A 15,591-nucleotide genomic window follows, 5' to 3' on the forward strand; every position below is an offset into this window, starting at 1 on the left:
ACCATGCCAACGTTCGGATCACGGCTTTCCGTTATCACAGCCATTGTTTCTCTGCTCGTGGCGCAGAGCACCCTGGGGCAGGAGGACATCGACCTGGAGAGCACCTTTGTCGGCGACAAGGAGCAACCCTCGGTCAGTTATTTCATTCCGTGGAAACCGCCGGAAGGGCCGGAAAAGCTCTACCGTTCAATCACCTCTGTGTCCGGCAGGGTGTTTGAAGTAGTGGATCGGGATGTGCACTCAAGAACCATGCAGTTCTACGACGAACTTTCTCTGGAAGAGCCCGCGGGCCCGGCCGAGCAAAGCAAACATTAAAAGCGAACCAATCAAACAGCGACGTGTGGAGTACCTGACATGAATTTTTATTCAAGCATAGTTTCATTCTTCCAGGAAGGCGGTGCCTTCATGTTCCCGATTGCACTTGTTCTTATGGTTGGGCTGGCCATAGCGGCGGAACGGTGGATATTCCTGAAACGGGCGTTTCAATCCAACAAGAAAGCCTATGCCCAATTGTTGCCGCTGATGAATGAAAACAAATTCGACGAGGCCGAAAAGGTGGCTCAGGACAATGGTTCCGCCATCGGGCGTCTGATTGCGGTTTCGCTGGATACCATGCGGGCATCTCCCCGCCGGGATGACATCCACGCCGCGATGCAGGAAGGGGTGATGGAGAGCATTCCGCGCCTGTCCAAGCGCACCAACTATCTGTCGATCCTCGCCAACGTATCTACGCTGCTGGGCTTGCTTGGCACCATCATTGGCCTGATTGCTGCGTTCACCGCGGTCGCCAATGCCGATCCAGCTGACAAGGCGACCCTTCTGTCTCAGTCGATCTCCGTGGCCATGAACACGACAGCGTTCGGTCTCATTGCCGCGATCCCGCTGCTGCTGATCCACTCCCTGCTGCAGAACAAGACTCTGGAAATTGTGGAGAGTATTGAAATGGCGGGCGTGAAAGCTCTCAACACCATTGTTCGCAGCAACCGTCGTTCCGTTAATACGCGTGAATCCGACGCCTGATCCAAGCAGGTAATTTGTTATGTTTGTAAAACGCAGAGAAACGGAAGAACCGGACATCGATATCACCGCTTTCATGAATCTCATGATCGTGCTGGTGCCGGTACTGCTTATGAGCATGGTGTTCAACCACATCTCGATTCTTGAGCTCAACTTGCCGGATCTGACCGGTGCCCAGACCGCGAGTGCCGAGGACAACCGGCAGTTGGAAGTGGTCATCCGGGAATCCGCCATTGAGGTGTATTACCCCAGCGGCAATCTGGTAAAGACCATCGAGAAGCTCGGGGTCAAGGATGAAAGCCAGGACGCGCACCATGATTTCCGGGCCCTGTCTGACGTTCTGAAGGAAATCAAGCGTCGTCTGGCAGAGAGGAACATCGCCAAGAAAGACGTGCTTTTGCTGTCTGAGCCGGGTGTCACCTATCAGTCTCTGGTCTCCACTATGGATACCCTTCGTTCCGCCAAGACGGTTGTCGTTGCCGAGGCGGTGGACGTGGAACTCTTCCCGGAAATTTCCCTTGGGGACGCACCAAAGAAAGGAGGGAAGTCATGAATGACAAGGTGACTTCGTTCGGCCTCCAGGGTAACCGAAAAGCGTTCATGAAGCCGGCGAAGCTTAATCTGGTGTCGCTCATGGATATTTTCACCATCCTCGTGTTCTTTCTGCTGCTGAACTCGGGCAGCAATGAAATTCTCAAGGTCAATGATGTGACCCTGCCGGATTCCACGGCGGAAGAGCGTCCGAAAGAGACCACTGTGGTCATGATTACCGAGGATGACATCCTGGTAGATGGCCGGCCAGTTGCCTCAATCAATGAGGTGATTATCTCCAACGGCCTCATTGATGGCCTGATGGAAGAGCTCCGTTTCCAGGCCAGCAAACGTTCAGAGCTGACCGAGCGCGAGAAGACTCTTGGCCGTGCAGTGACCATTCTGGGTGACCAGGAAATCCCATACGAACTCCTTAAGCGGGTAATGCTCACCTGCGCCAAGGCAGATTATCGGGACCTTTCCATGGCCGTTTCACGCGTTTCCGGCAACAGCGGCGCCTGACGGAGAGGATCGATGACTGCAATGACAACAACACCCTACGAGTTCGCTCTGCCCTGGGAATCCAGTGGCGAAGAGGACAGTCGCTTCAAGCGCATACTCAAGCGCCTGTTGCTGCTGCTTCTGCTGCTGGCGGTGATCTTTCCCTGGCTTCCCTTGCCAGAAGTTGACCGTGAGGAAAAAGAGCGGGTGCCACCGAGCCTCGCCAGGGTCCTCATTGAGCAACGTAAGGTCGTGCCACCTCCGCCTCCACCTGAACCGGTGAAGCAGGAGGAGAAAGCAGAACCGGAACCTGCTGAAAAGAAGGCCGCTCCGAAACCCGCGCCTGCCAAGGAGGTTACAAAGGCCCGCGAAAAGGTTTCCAAAATGGGTGTCGCAGCCTTTTCGAAGGAACTGTCCTCACTGCGCAGTTCTCTGGATGTGGCCAAACTTCAGGCTCGCAACACGAACGTGACCACCGGCGCTGCCGCGAAGGCCGCGCGCTCTGTACTGGGCGCCACTTCGGCAACCAAAACCAGTGGCGGTGTGAACAGTTCGGTAATGAATGACTCTGGCAGCGGCACACAGCTCGCGGCGCATTCGTCGAAAGCCGTTGAAAGCCCGATAGGCAGTGGCTCGGGCGGGGCCGGCGGCAGCAGTGGCGGTGGTTCTCATCGATCGAGCGTCGATGGTGGTCGGGACATGGAGTCTATCCGAAGAGTCTTCGAGCAGCACAAAGGCGCGATATACGCCCTTTATAACCGCGCTCTGCGCAGTGATCCGCGGCTCAAGGGCAAGTTTGTTTTCCATATTGTGATCGAGCCGGATGGCAGCATTTCCAAGATTAATCTGGTGGATAGCCAACTGGAAGACAAGAAGCTGGAGCTGAAGCTCCTGGCCCGGATTCAGATGATTTCCTTCGGTCCGGAGGATGTCGCGGCAACGCCGGTTAATTACAAGTTCGATTTCATGCCTGGTTGATGGACATCCGGAACCGGCCGTTCCTGGCTGGCTCCGGTTGCCTGCTGCAGTGCGGGTTGGGGAGAAGGATGATGAATAACTTACGCAGCAAGGTTGGTGGTCTGGTTCTAGCAGGCCTGGTGGTGACGGGCCTGAGTGGTTGCATTGAGGGGGAACTCAGCGATAACGAGCAGAACATCCTCTCTGATCAGCCCTTTGCCTATGTGGTCAGGGACTATCCGGACATGGGTGACACCTCGTCACTGAATATCCGGCCGCCGCTGGACCCCCGCGCGCCATACGCGTTCAATCCGGGTGCGAAACTGATGGTGCGGGACCGGATCGCCCTGAACTCCAGCGAACGCAATGTCCTGAAAGGCTATTTTGGCAGCGGTGCCTACGATGTTAAGGATCTGGAAGTGTCTCCGGACGGAGAGCACATGGTCTTCGCCGCCCATGGGCCGGCGGGCAGCGTTGTGCACAGTACCTGGAACATCTACGAATACAGTTTCGCCACCGGACAGGTGCGCCGGATTTTTGCGGACGACGACCTGGCGAATATCGGCGAGGATACCAACCCGACGTATACCAACGAAGGAAAGATCATCTTTTCATCTTCCCGCCAGCACTCGCGTGGCGACTGGCGGAATCTCGATCTTCGGGAATATCTGGAAGACTTCAATGAACCGGCGTCACTGCTGCATTCTGTAAACCCGGACGGCAGCGGGCTGGCCCAGATTACTTTTGGCCAGTTCCACGATATTGAACCCGGAACCATGAACGACGGGCACGTGGTTTTCATTCGTTTCGGTCGCATTTACGAAACGCTGCAGGACTGCACGCTGGACAACATCGATGACCCCAATTTCAACCAGCAGCCTCACGGCGGTGGTTTTGGCCAGGGTAACGGTGGCCAATTCCCGTCAGGCCTGGAACAGCCCAAGGAATGGACCGTTGCAGACAAATGCGGTGCCTCACTTGCGGGCCAGGTAGACGGTGAGCGTATTTTCGTCGAGGACGTGCTCAGCATGTATCGGATTACGCCCAGCGGCGGCAATGTACATCGATACTTTGGCAGCCTTAGTGAAGAGTTTTCAGATGCCTCCTTCATTCATTACATGGACCCGATCCCCCTCGACGACGGCAATCTCCTGACCGTTATGCGCCATATCTACAGCCCCGTATACGGCGGTGATCTGGTGAAAATCAACAGCCAGAACTTCTTCGCCGTGGGCAAGCCCGTGGATACAAGTGTCATTGGCGAGGCAGAGGAGTCGATGACACCGGGGCTGGTCAATTTTTACCCCAATCAGGTCTCCCCGGCTGGTTGGTACAGTGCGGTTGCACCCTACAACGACGGTTCTGCCCGGTTGCTGGCCAGCTGGGCACAATGCCTGACGTCCGATGCCTCTATTACTGCCGTCTGTGAAGGTTCGTCCACCGTGGATAACCTCAGTGAGCCGCAATACGGCATCTGGATGGTGAATCCTAACGAGAATACTCGCTTGCCAGTGGTGAGGGGCCACGAACGCGCCTTGTATACCGACATCGTGATCGCAGATTATAACGAGCTGGCGGAGCCTTACACCGGCGAACGGCCCAGTCTTAACCTCGAAGAAAACACCGCTCTTTTCCATATCCGCAGTGTTTACGATCTGGACGGTGCCGATAGCGCGGAGCTCTATGACGGCGGCATAGAAACACGGAGGGACCCGTCAGTGACTCATCCGGACGATCGCTCAGAGCGGTTTGTCCGCGTGCTGGGAAAACGCAGTATTCCGCCGGAACTGGAGCAGGCGATCCTGACGAACGAGGTTCTGAACCCGACCGATGGCTCCCAGCCTCCGCTAGGGCTGACGCCACTCGTTGGCTCGGGCAACCGTGCCCTCTACGACGTGCTGTCTTACGCGATGGTGGAGCCCGATGGCTCAGCCATGGTGAAAGTGCCGGCGGACACCAGCTTCACCTTTGAGGTCGTCAACAAATACGGCAAGCGTGTGGACCTGATTGCTGCCCCGGATTACAACTACAACTATCTGATTCAACATCCACGCTCGCTGTTGCTGGAGGACGGCGAAGTGCTCAAGTGCTACGGCTGTCATGACCCCGAGGTCGATATTCCCCATGCCCGAACCGATGTCGAGCTTGCGTCGGCTAACCCGGGTGCGGCCGGTGCCGGTCTGCCATTCCCCAACGCCAATCCGACGATCATTGCCGAGAACTGGAAAGACACGATGGCAGAAACCCTGGTGAATTCGCTGGGGGCACTCACCACGACCTGGGCGGACACGATTCGCTATGAGGACTACTGGAGCAATCCACCGGATCAGTCTCTGGGGTATGAGATTCCTTACGCGGACCTGACCACTCCAGTGCCAGTGACGGATATCTCCTGCCTGACCAACTGGACCAGCGACTGCAAGGCGACCATTAATTATCGGGAGCACATTCAGCCGATTTGGAGCAGCTGCCGGGTCGATCCGAACCAGAACGTGGTGACCTCTTGCCAGAACTGTCACCGTGCCGCGGAGAGCAAATCCTGCCCGGACGGTACCGGGGGTGGCGGTGCCAGCACCGGGCTGCTGCTGGGCAGCGGCAATGCCTCCTGGGATGCGCGACAGCTGGAGTCCTACGTGCAGTTGTTTAACCCCGACTATTACATGAAGCAGGAAAACGGCGAGTGGATAGAAGTGGACCCAACAGTGGATGGCGCCTGCCCGGACGGCGTTCAGGGTGACCTGACAGTACTGCCCGACCCAGGCGTCTGTTTCGCCCGCCGTCTAATGAGCGCGCGCGGGGCCATTGCCAGTGCCCGCTTCTTCAGCCTGTTTGATAACGATCCGGATGACGATGAATACGAGGTGGACACCGCGGCGACTGCCGAGATCCGGCGCAGTCATGTGGGCATGCTCAGCGATGCAGAGTTACGGCTGATTGCAGAGTGGCTCGACAGCGGTGCCCACTTGTTCAACGACCCGGAAAAGTTTGAGCTCCCTGCACCCTGAGAAGGATAAATGTCGTGACAGTTGCGTTAGGCCAGACAGATATCATTGACCTGGACAGCTGGGACGTTCCCAGCCGTGATCTCAATCGCCCGGATAGGGCCATCCCGCCCCGGTCAGCCTGGCAGATCGAGTGCCGATTTCGCCAGACCAGCGTCCGGGCCAGATCCAGCACCCTGTTCAGTCGGTTCAACCGGCACTATCTGTCGATCCAGACGCACCGGCGCAAGAAGGAGTTGCCGGAAAAAGTGATCGATCTGACCTTTGTGGAGCCTCAGCCGAGAGAAATCAGAGACTTCTATTACAAGCTCTGGTTCGCTGCAGCTTGTTTGATCACAGTGCCAGCGGCAATCTACTCCCTTGTCCCGACTTCCTTGTGGTGGCTGGTCCCTCCATTTGGCGTGGCCATGGTGCTCGCTGCGGTAGCGCTCCGCCGGCGCCGGCACTGTTTTGAGTTTCTGGCGCTGAACAGCGAAGTGGCCCTGTTCTCAGTTGACGCGGCGGACCAAGCCAGGGTGGCAGCCTTAATTGAGTCAGTGTGTACAGGTATTGCCATGGGTCAGCGCCAGTTACCGGAGGGCAAAGGCAAGGTTCCTCTGGCGGTTTCAGAAATGCGCCGGCTGTCTGCAGACGGGGTTATTACCAAAGAGCAATACGAAGTCATCAAGCGAAACTGGTTTGCGCTTTAGTCTTTGTATTATGCTGATCGCATCTTGATTAGAAGGAAGTATCGTAATGACCCGTTCACCGCTCCAGGGGCTGATCACCGCTCTGGTGTTTGCCTTCTTGGCAGGCTGTAGCAGCCCTGAAAGTCCGCAAGAAGTCGCCGCAGCCTTCTGGCAGGCCATGGCCGAAAACGACGCCAGCGATGTGGTGGAATTCTCCACGCTGACGGAATCGGCTGAGTTTGACGGCTACAAACGCAACTGGACCAACGCCGTTCCATCATTCGGCCGAGTGGTCATTGATGGCACTGAAGCGACCATTGTTACCCGACTGCCGGCAGAAAGCGGCTCTGAAGGGGAGCGGCTGGAGCTGGTCACCTACCTGATCCGGGAGCCCGATGGCTGGCTCGTGGATTACCAGCGTACCGGGGAGGCGATTCTCAACCCGTCGCCATTGCGTGGCATCATGGGAGAGCTGAACAAGCTTGGTGAGAAATTGTCGAAAAGTTTTTCATCATCCTCCGACGATTTTGAAGCCAGCATGGACGAGTTTGCCCGCAGTTTTGAAGCCTATTCCGCCGAAATCAACCGCCAGGCTCAGGATGCGATGGAAGATTTTGGCGACACCCTCCAGGACGCTATGAAGGAACTGAAGGAATCGCTTGAGGAGGCGCTCAAAGAAGACCGGCAGGCGCCCCCGGAAGATCGGGTGATTCTGGAGCAGGCGGCACACGATCTGGACACCAAGGGTGAGGCGCTGGATGAGCCCACCATGGAAACCCTGGCGGATGCGAGCCATACCCTGGCTGAAACAGGTGAACGCTTGAGCCGCCTGAGTGACGGGACCTTCAGCCGTTATCAGGATGAGTGGGAAGCCAAACTGGCCGAGATTCGCGCCGAAACTGAAGCCTTTTTCGAGAATCTGAGCCAGCGTTTCAGCTCACAAGGGTAGCTACGTTACTCCGCCTGCCCTGTGCCCCGCAACATGGCCTGCAGAAGCTCATCTGCGTCGAACTTAGTGAGCGCCTCATTGGCGCCCACCTGGTTGGCATAACTCAGGCTCATCTCACTGTTCAAGGAGGTGTGCAGGATGATGTAGGGCTGTTTCAGGGCATTGTTATCCCGGATGTTGAACGTGAGCTCGTAGCCATCCAGCCCGGGCATTTCAATGTCACTCACTAGAATGTCGATGGGACGGCCCAGTTCATCGTCCTTCAGGAGGATCTGCAGTGCCTCGTCACCATTAGACGTGACCTGGTAAGAAATGTCCTTGCGGTCCAGCACATCACTTAACTGTTTTCGGGCCACCTGTGAGTCGTCCACCAGCAGGATATTGAGGGACTTCAGTGTTCCGCTCTGAACGTCGGTGAGCATGACCTCATCTGTATTGAGGGATTCCGGGTAGACTTTGGCCAGCAACAATTCGACATCCAGCAACTGGATGATATCCCCGTCCACATCCAGCAGGCCGGTGATGAAGGCCCTTTCGCCAAGGGCCTTGGGTGGCGGTGTTACATGCTTCCAGTCCGCCTCGATGATCTGCTGGACGCCCCTTACCAGAAAGCCAATTTCCTGGCGCTGGACATCCGTGATGATGATTGAGGCCTTTTCTTTTTCTTCCCGGGTTAATGGTGGATAGCCAACCGCTGCTGCCATATCAATTACCGGCACTGTAGAGCCCCGGAAAGTGGCCGTGCCAACAACCGCATGATGGCTGTGGGGAAGTTTGGTCAGGTGCATGAAAGGAAGAATTTCCCGAATTTTCAGCGTGCCAAGGCCGAACAACCGATTACCAGACAGCCGGAACAGCAACAGTTTTTGGGTCTGCGTGGCCTTTATGGACATAAAACCGGATCCTTTCAAAAGCAAAGCCCCTGAAAGGAGGAGCTTTTTGAGCTGTTAACTCGGAATGGCACAGGCAAAAAAGAGCATGCTCATATCTCCGAGATATGTCGTAATAATAGTAGCAGGTTTATCTTTAGGTGAGAGTGAGCAGCTTTGTTTCAATTGGTGACAAAATCCTTCTGATGTTCAGACTTCACAGTCAGATCCGTCCCAGGATTTAAAGCCCCCGGTCTCGGATATCGTGAGCTTGTCAATCTGACTGCGAAGGCGAGGCACGGCTTCTTTCAACATCAGACCTTCGGAACCCCCTCCCATGTCTGTCGCAACCCAACCCGGATGGTAGATACTCACCGCGATACCTTTCCTCTCAAGACTCACCGCCAGATTGCGCCCGTAATCAGTATCGACATTCTTGAGTCTCCATTATGTTGATAGTCACTTACCTTTTAGTGCTGAACTGACTAGTCTTTATTGGTAAGGATCTACGATGCCCGGACGCAAGGCCCATGCTTCCAGGCGTCGCACAAACGGGCCTGGAGTGCTCCATGAAGTTAAGCCAACAGCGTAATCGTGCCACGTCTGCTCCGGTTTTCGAAAACCTTCAGGGTGTCTGGCGCTCTCAAGGTTACGGCAAGGTACTGCGGATCGAGAGCGACCGGTATACCCTGTTTGAGGAGACTGCCATCAGTTGCCGGGAGCTATATGGCGGCAGCCTTGAGAAGCTCAGTCATTATTACGAAGACTTTGAGGTCTCCCCCGGTGGGCAGGCATTCAGTGCTCACCGCGTCAGTGGTGTGGCACGTATTGGTTTTCGGCGTCTGAAAGCATTACCAGCGAGTGCCTCTGAAACCCGTAAGCATGACCCCAAGGACCCGGAGTACAACTTCGAGATCTTTTGGCGAACTTTCGCCGAGCAGTATGCCCTGTTTGAACTCAAAGGCGTGGCCTGGGATGAGGCGTACCGCACCTATCGCCCGCAAATTCACGCGGGCAGTTCACGAGAAACCCTGTTTGCCACCATGGCGGCCATGCTGCGGCCACTGAAGGACGGCCATATCCGCCTGCATACACCTTCGGGCCACTACAGCGCCGGTGCCCACCCCGCACTATACCAGCGGCTGACACGGGAGCTGGAAGACGCCCGTGATGACCGGGAGCTCACCAGTTATCTGGGCGACCTGAAAGAATGGCTGCACGATGTTATCCATGAGGATTATCTGGCGAATCGCGTAAGCCATGGTGGCAACCGGCTGGTGGAGTGGGGGCGACTCAACGAGGCCATCGGCTACCTCAATATCCGCGCCATGGCTGGCCAGAGTGGCAAGACCGGCCAGCCAGCGGCAGACCTGAATGCCGTGGACGGTATCATGCACAAGGTGCTCACCGATATTGGCGAGCTTCCCAACCTGGTGGTGGACCTCCGGGGTAACGGCGGCGGCTATGACGGTGTCGCGCTGCGGTTTGCCGCCTACCTGATGGATCGCAAGCGGCTGGCCTTCACCAAGGCCGCCCGTCATGGCAATGGCTTCACCGGTAAACAGAGCATTCATGTAACGCCTGCCAGCCGGACGTTCCGTGGCAATCTGTTTGTGCTGACCAGTGAGTTGACGGCCAGCGCTGCCGAAATCTTTGTGCTCTCGCTGCTGCAGCATCCCCGCCTCACCCTGATTGGCGAGCCCACCCATGGCATCCTCTCCGATACCCTTGAGCGCCACCTGCCCAATGGCTGGCACCTGACCTTATCCAACGAGATCTACCGGGCCTACGACGGCGAGCTGTATGAAGACGTCGGCATCCCGCCCCATATCCGTCTGCATTACCTTGGCCGGAAGGGGCGAGAGGAGGGCAAGGACCCGATGTTGGAGCGGGTGCTTAAGCTGGCCGGGACGTGAAAGGGTGTTTTGGTCGTGGATATTTCGGACAGTGTAGAACGAAAAAAGCCCCTGAAATCAGGGGCTTTTTCGGTTGTTTGGTGGAGACGGCGGGAATTGAACCCGATGCCGGACCCTTTCAAAGCAACACAGTAAACCACAATATTCGTAAACTCAGCGAGTTACGAAAACCTAGCCCCACACATAACCACAGATTAACACAACCCCGTGGACACGTTGTTGACACTTGGCTTGGTTGGTTTTGGAGAATCTTAAGTATATACGATGTATATACAATTTCGATTAGGGGTATGATGATACCGGGATGTCCTCCGGAGTCACGTAAAGGCATGAGAGCGAGGGAAGGAACAGAATGAGCAAGAAAAAAATCGAAGGTACCCCAGAAGCCTGGGAAAACGGAAGCTTAGGTAGTGATGAAGAGTATGTCCGCGTATCCAACAACCTGGATGACGCAGCCTTGAACGAAGCTGCTTGGCTGCAGCCTATTTCTATTCGTCTCCAGAAATCCCTGATTGAAGACTTCAAGATGATCGCCGAGATCAACGGCATTGGATACCAGCCACTGATTCGCCAGGTTTTAAAGCGGTTTGCCGACGTGGAGAAAAAGCGAATTCTGCGGGAGAGAGCGGCAGAGTTCCGTGAGTTTGTTGATGATGATCCTGATGAGTCCAATGGCAAAGTTGCTGGTGGGTGAGCTCAGGTTACCGTGATCCGAGTGTGGCAGGGATGCCCATTATGGACTCTGGGTGGCATGGGATTATGAGAGCCTTGATGTAGAATATTCTACACCACAGAAAACCGTATCTCTGCACAAAACAATCAGTTAGAATTTTTGACCTTCACTCAACTCCACAATAAAACACAAGTCCGTTGACGTCGCGTTGACACGTTTCTCGTCAACCGGTCTTGGTTAATGACGTGTTAAAGAGTCTCTTGGAATTTTCACTTGCTCAACCTTGCAGCCAGTTCCGTTTGGAGCGTAGGCAGGCGGATGCACAGGGAGAAGCTGAGCATAAGCGGGCAATGGTTCAAAAGAATCGCGAATTATGCGAATTCTGGACGGCGGAATATGACAAGGATGATACTGAAAAGAGCAAGGCTTACCGCGATATGGCGTGTACTCGGTACCGGAACAACCTATGATCGAGAAAGCAGATCTGTCTTTTTTGATGCCCTATAAAACAATGGGTTATGATGCCGAGATGTTCCTTTGTGAGCATTTTCCTACACCGTTAGGGGCTAAAGTCTTACAGAGTTCTGTGGCCTCACCGTATACGATTGGGGTTGAGAGATCCGTTGATAGGTTCTCAGGTGCTTGGAAAGTGTTAACCAATGGTTAAAATTCTTTATCTTTCTCTGCTGGAGCTTTTATCAAAGGGAAACCTGAACTAATCTAATTAGCAGAAAAGATAGTAATGAGAGTAGTGGTACTCAGAAAATGGAATCTTGGACTTTTTCCTGAATCTGGTACAATGCTTGTCCCAAAAAATAGAAATTGGTGCCTAGCACATAGTGAGCGTGGTGTCAAGCACGTAGTTGTCCATGCTTGCAATAACGAAGCGGTCTATCTAATTACTGTTAGCTTGGTCGCTCATGAATAACCGGGAGAAAATTATGAAAGTTACCGACAATCGAACTTCTGAAGACAAGTTAAAAGTCACTGACAACAGGTTTTCAGTCGGCAAGGTGACTGATAACTGATTGTTATTCCTGGTAGAGTTGATAAAAAAGGGCCTCAAGGCCCTTTTTTCGTTTAGGAGTTTTGCTCTTCTGCTGGAGTTTGTGGGCCTTCTTCTTCAAGAGCCAGCTGCTGCATGTCTGGTCTTTTCCATTTGCAGAAAAATGTTATTCCCGGCAATAGCCACTTGGAGGTCCATGCTGACAAAGTATTTCCTGGATGTTGGTGTATAGTCCAATCATCAGGATGGCCGAATCTTATCAGCTCGAACTCCCAGTCGTCCGGAAGGTTCATTGTTATCTTTGCACCACAGGTTGGTTCGTTTCTTCTGCTTATAAAGTAGTCATCCAGTATTGTAGATGTCTCCATGATCTCTACTGATGTCCATGGATGCTCTATCTGGTGTTCTTTTTCGAAAGTAATTTTGAACGAATTTCCATTCTGCTCTACTTTTACTCCCTCGACATCTGGCTTAATTTCTACCTTGTCGTCTTTGAGGTGCAAATCAGTGCTTGAATCAAAGACGGTTTCGTCATCGATTGATATTTTAAGTTTATATTTTGCATTATCTCCATCAAATGTGAGCTCTGCAGCTTTCACAATTGATATGTATCTTATGGTATGAGTGACCGCTTCTTTTTTCTCTTTCTCAGGTTCATCAAAATAGCTTTGATTTTCCTCTAAACAAACGGTGTGAATCTGGTAGCTGCATACCTCATGCCAAATAATGCTGTTGTCGCCATTCTCTCTTACTGTAACGGTTTGGTGATAGTCCGACCTGTGAGGGGTCTCCGCTTCAAGAAATGGCGACAGTTTTTCCGAAAGTGCTGAATACAAGCCTCGTTCATGCCCACAGTGCGGGCCATAGGCTTTTTCGTGGATGTCTTTGAGTTTATTTTTGATAGCCTCTCTAGGTGCGGCCGCGACCATATTATCTAATAGTTTTGCGCTGAGAAGTTCCTTGGTGTCATTGCTTGATTCTTCTAACTGATTCGATAGTTTTGTTACGTGGCTATTGACCATCGGAGATATTTTTTCTCTAAAAAAGCGTTCGATGCCGCTTGCAACAAAGTAGGTTATTATGGAGCTTATAAGAATTACCCAGCCGATCCACTTTGCCTCTACCAAATGGTCCTTTATGAAATTGGAAAGCCAAGAGCTTTCATCTAAGCCTATCCCATCCACAACGAATGCATGAATAGCGCCTGAGTTGTAACCAAGCAGTAGCAAACCTATTGCAGATACAAGAAGAACTGTTGTGTGTAGAGATGGGGTTACTTTCCTCAAGGGCATCCCTGTCGTTGATGTAAATCCATTCCAGTCCATAAAAGCTCCCTAATAACTAAAAATATTTTGCAAGCCTCATGTCGTAATCTTGGGCTCGGCTGCTAATTTTGAGCATATATTGCGTGCAAGCCCTAATTCTTTAGGCTCGTTTTCGGAAATGAACCTTTAACTTCACTTAAATGTTAATGGTCATTCCTTGGGTTTTTGCTAGCAGTGGTCACCACTTCTTACGTTTCCCTTTGCCTGAAACCGCCACCACACACTACGACGGCCAGCCCTTTTGTTCTTGTCTTTCCCTTCGTCGGTCTCCATACCAGGAGCTGGCAATTCTCGCCGCCAGGCTGAAACCTATCCTGCTTTCAGGCTGTTCTCTCTTCTAGCAACTTCTGTTTCTGGATCGATCTGACCACATGACTCGTCGGTGTTGCCAGTCATAAGCCAAAGTGTGTATTTCGGCCAGGTCTGACAAACCTTCTCGAGCAAGTCTCCTCGCGGTATTCGTCCTGTTTGCTCCATTCCCTCGAGCGTCTTTTTCGCAACGCCAATAATCTCGCAGAACTCGGCTCTTCCGCTCGTCTCGGCCTCCCGAATTAGTCGAACTTTTTTTGCTAGTTCGCTTGACATGTACTTAGCCCTAAGTATACTTAGAAATAGGGTGTACCTATAAATAAGGTCACCACAAATGAGTGTGTAATTCAGTGTAGCAGAGTGCAAAACAGTGGACGAGCAGAAACAAATCATCTTGCTAGCAACCCCGGTCATGACCCAGGACCGCTATGCCCAGCTCACCGGTTTAACGGAAGGGCAGGTCCGGGGCCAGATCGAAAAAGGTCATCTCCCGTCCCTGAAGGTGGGCCGGGTTCGGATGGTGAACATCGCCTTGCTCTCTCAGGTGGCACTCGAACAGGAGGACTGGCAATGAAGCGTCTTAACCGTGCTGGCCAGATCAGGGCCGAATACCTTGAGCTCAGCGCCTCTACTGGTATCGAATGGGGCAAGATCTTCTTCTTCGATGGCGCTAAGTGTGTAGCCCGTGCTGATCGCCTCGGACCAGCCTGGATGGTTGCCCCTGGAACCGTCGCTGTCAGCGCCTCAGGCCGTCAGTGGATGGCCGTTGGTGGTGATCGTGTCAACGGTGCCGCTGGCTGGTCCTTCGTCTCTCCTTATATAGAACAGCGTCCAGTGAACGGCGATGCTGTCCGCTTCAACGACAACGCAAAGTCCCTGAAGATCCGCTCCAGGCTCGATGCCTATCTGGACTACTTCCAAAGCGTCAAAGGCGCTCTCCCGGAGTCGGTGGTGCTTCGTGGTGAACAACTGGCCACCTGTGGCGCGTTACCAGGACAGCGCTATAAAGGCATTCGCCTGGAGGCCTACGTATGACCCCGGCCCTCCGTCAGCGGAAACTGCAAGGCATCCAGTCCGTCGTCAGTGTCGCCGTACATCTCCACAAAGTCGGTGAGTGGGACGCCTACTGCGACAGCATCACCAAACTGCTCGGCATGGCCGATGCCTTCAATGAACTGGACGACGACCTGTTCAACTACACCATGGACTGCGTCAACGCCCTGTCCCGCTTCACCCTGCAGCACACCGTTGTGGATTTCGAAGCCTGGGCAATAGGGCAGGCCTGCACCGCACTGAGGGCCGCCGCATGAGATACCACCGTCACGACGTAAGCCGCGCCATCAACGCGGCCAGTTTCGCCTTCCAGGGCCTTCGTCCGTCCTCTGCGCTTACTGCTGATGCCCTGGAAGGCCTTTTTAACAATCTCCTGCACCGGCTAAGCCACCTGCAGGAAGTCCGCACCGACTACCCGTGCGACTACATGGCCCGCTGCAAAGCCGGCTTCACCGACGCCCTGATCAATGAACTGGAAGCCAGCGGCCATCACAGCCCGGCCTTTGACCGCCTTATTCAACTGCGGGACGCCTGGGACTGCGGCCACCTGGATCTTCCCAACGTCACGGAGACGCAACCATGAGCCATATCCCACCCAGAAAAGACCAGGTGGAAGACAAAGAGCGCCGTTTCTACGTCTGCGCCCCGTCCTCCATCTACCTCCAGCTCCAACAGGAAGCCATCCAACGCGGAACAGACCTTTGGACCCTCGGAGGTTCCGTCCTGACCGCATGGCTGGAGGCTGGCTGCCCGACCTTTGGCACTCAGGACCAACACCCTGAAAAGCCTTCGAGTCCGCCCCCGTCATCGTCACC

General features: G+C 54.0%; 17 protein-coding genes. 15 read left to right on the plus strand and 2 right to left on the minus strand.

What is annotated here, in order from left to right; genetic code table 11:
* Nucleotides 1–3: 3 nt before the first annotated feature.
* From ACN0XM_RS13185 to ACN0XM_RS13220, 8 genes are all read left to right on the plus strand, one after another.
* Nucleotides 4–315: a hypothetical protein gene (locus ACN0XM_RS13185; RefSeq protein ID WP_417567395.1), complete on the plus strand. Its 312-nt coding sequence runs from the start codon at nt 4–6 to the stop codon at nt 313–315.
* A gap of 39 nt (nt 316–354) precedes the next feature.
* Nucleotides 355–1,020: a MotA/TolQ/ExbB proton channel family protein gene (locus tag ACN0XM_RS13190; RefSeq protein ID WP_417567396.1), complete on the plus strand. Its 666-nt coding sequence runs from the start codon at nt 355–357 to the stop codon at nt 1,018–1,020.
* A 19-nt stretch (nt 1,021–1,039) separates the two neighbouring features.
* On the plus strand, nt 1,040–1,570 hold the full coding sequence (locus ACN0XM_RS13195) for an ExbD/TolR family protein (RefSeq protein WP_417567397.1): 531 nt from the start codon (nt 1,040–1,042) through the stop codon (nt 1,568–1,570).
* Entirely contained in the window at nt 1,567–2,070 is a 504-nt protein-coding gene (locus ACN0XM_RS13200) for an ExbD/TolR family protein (RefSeq protein WP_417567398.1), read from the plus strand. The genes ACN0XM_RS13195 and ACN0XM_RS13200 overlap by 4 nt, the downstream gene beginning before the upstream one ends.
* Nucleotides 2,071–2,082: 12 nt before the next feature.
* A complete protein-coding gene (locus tag ACN0XM_RS13205; protein WP_417567399.1) occupies nt 2,083–3,027 on the plus strand; it encodes an AgmX/PglI C-terminal domain-containing protein in 945 nt (314 codons plus the stop codon).
* A 68-nt stretch (nt 3,028–3,095) separates the two neighbouring features.
* Entirely contained in the window at nt 3,096–6,011 is a 2,916-nt protein-coding gene (locus tag ACN0XM_RS13210; protein WP_417567400.1) for a hypothetical protein, read from the plus strand.
* 14 nt (nt 6,012–6,025) lie between these two features.
* Nucleotides 6,026–6,697: a hypothetical protein gene (locus tag ACN0XM_RS13215; RefSeq protein ID WP_417567401.1), complete on the plus strand. Its 672-nt coding sequence runs from the start codon at nt 6,026–6,028 to the stop codon at nt 6,695–6,697.
* Nucleotides 6,698–6,743: 46 nt separating this feature from the next.
* Nucleotides 6,744–7,625, plus strand: coding sequence for a hypothetical protein (locus ACN0XM_RS13220; RefSeq protein WP_417567402.1), 882 nt, complete (start codon nt 6,744–6,746; stop codon nt 7,623–7,625).
* A gap of 5 nt (nt 7,626–7,630) precedes the next feature.
* Here the strand turns inward: ACN0XM_RS13220 and ACN0XM_RS13225 are convergent, their stop codons facing one another.
* Entirely contained in the window at nt 7,631–8,518 is an 888-nt protein-coding gene (locus ACN0XM_RS13225) for a chemotaxis protein (RefSeq protein WP_417567403.1), read from the minus strand.
* A 545-nt stretch (nt 8,519–9,063) separates the two neighbouring features.
* On the opposite strand from ACN0XM_RS13225, the gene ACN0XM_RS13230 reads away from it, so the two are divergent.
* Entirely contained in the window at nt 9,064–10,410 is a 1,347-nt protein-coding gene (locus ACN0XM_RS13230; protein ID WP_417567404.1) for a S41 family peptidase, read from the plus strand.
* A gap of 352 nt (nt 10,411–10,762) precedes the next feature.
* Nucleotides 10,763–11,104 carry a hypothetical protein gene (locus ACN0XM_RS13235; protein ID WP_417567405.1) on the plus strand — a complete coding sequence of 114 codons (342 nt, stop codon included), beginning with the start codon at nt 10,763–10,765 and terminating at the stop codon, nt 11,102–11,104.
* A gap of 1,059 nt (nt 11,105–12,163) precedes the next feature.
* Here ACN0XM_RS13235 and ACN0XM_RS13240 read toward each other — a convergent pair.
* On the minus strand, nt 12,164–13,414 hold the full coding sequence (locus ACN0XM_RS13240) for a hypothetical protein (RefSeq protein WP_417567406.1): 1,251 nt from the start codon (nt 13,412–13,414) through the stop codon (nt 12,164–12,166).
* A gap of 679 nt (nt 13,415–14,093) precedes the next feature.
* Between ACN0XM_RS13240 and ACN0XM_RS13245 the strand changes: the two genes are divergently transcribed.
* The 5 genes from ACN0XM_RS13245 to ACN0XM_RS13265 all read left to right on the plus strand — a co-directional run.
* Nucleotides 14,094–14,297: a hypothetical protein gene (locus ACN0XM_RS13245; protein ID WP_417567407.1), complete on the plus strand. Its 204-nt coding sequence runs from the start codon at nt 14,094–14,096 to the stop codon at nt 14,295–14,297.
* Nucleotides 14,294–14,758 (plus strand): hypothetical protein, encoded by a 465-nt coding sequence (locus tag ACN0XM_RS13250; RefSeq protein ID WP_417567408.1) that lies wholly within the window; start codon nt 14,294–14,296, stop codon nt 14,756–14,758. The genes ACN0XM_RS13245 and ACN0XM_RS13250 overlap by 4 nt, the downstream gene beginning before the upstream one ends.
* Nucleotides 14,755–15,033, plus strand: coding sequence for a hypothetical protein (locus ACN0XM_RS13255; RefSeq protein ID WP_417567409.1), 279 nt, complete (start codon nt 14,755–14,757; stop codon nt 15,031–15,033). The genes ACN0XM_RS13250 and ACN0XM_RS13255 overlap by 4 nt, the downstream gene beginning before the upstream one ends.
* A complete protein-coding gene (locus ACN0XM_RS13260; RefSeq protein ID WP_417567410.1) occupies nt 15,030–15,359 on the plus strand; it encodes a hypothetical protein in 330 nt (109 codons plus the stop codon). Before ACN0XM_RS13255 ends, ACN0XM_RS13260 begins: the two co-directional genes overlap by 4 nt.
* Nucleotides 15,356–15,591 (plus strand): hypothetical protein (locus ACN0XM_RS13265; protein WP_417567411.1); only part of this gene is annotated, 236 nt, incomplete at its 3' end. The genes ACN0XM_RS13260 and ACN0XM_RS13265, both read left to right, overlap by 4 nt.

It is taken from the genome of Marinobacter sp. (assembly GCF_048269445.1).
Lineage (GTDB): Bacteria > Pseudomonadota > Gammaproteobacteria > Pseudomonadales > Oleiphilaceae > Marinobacter.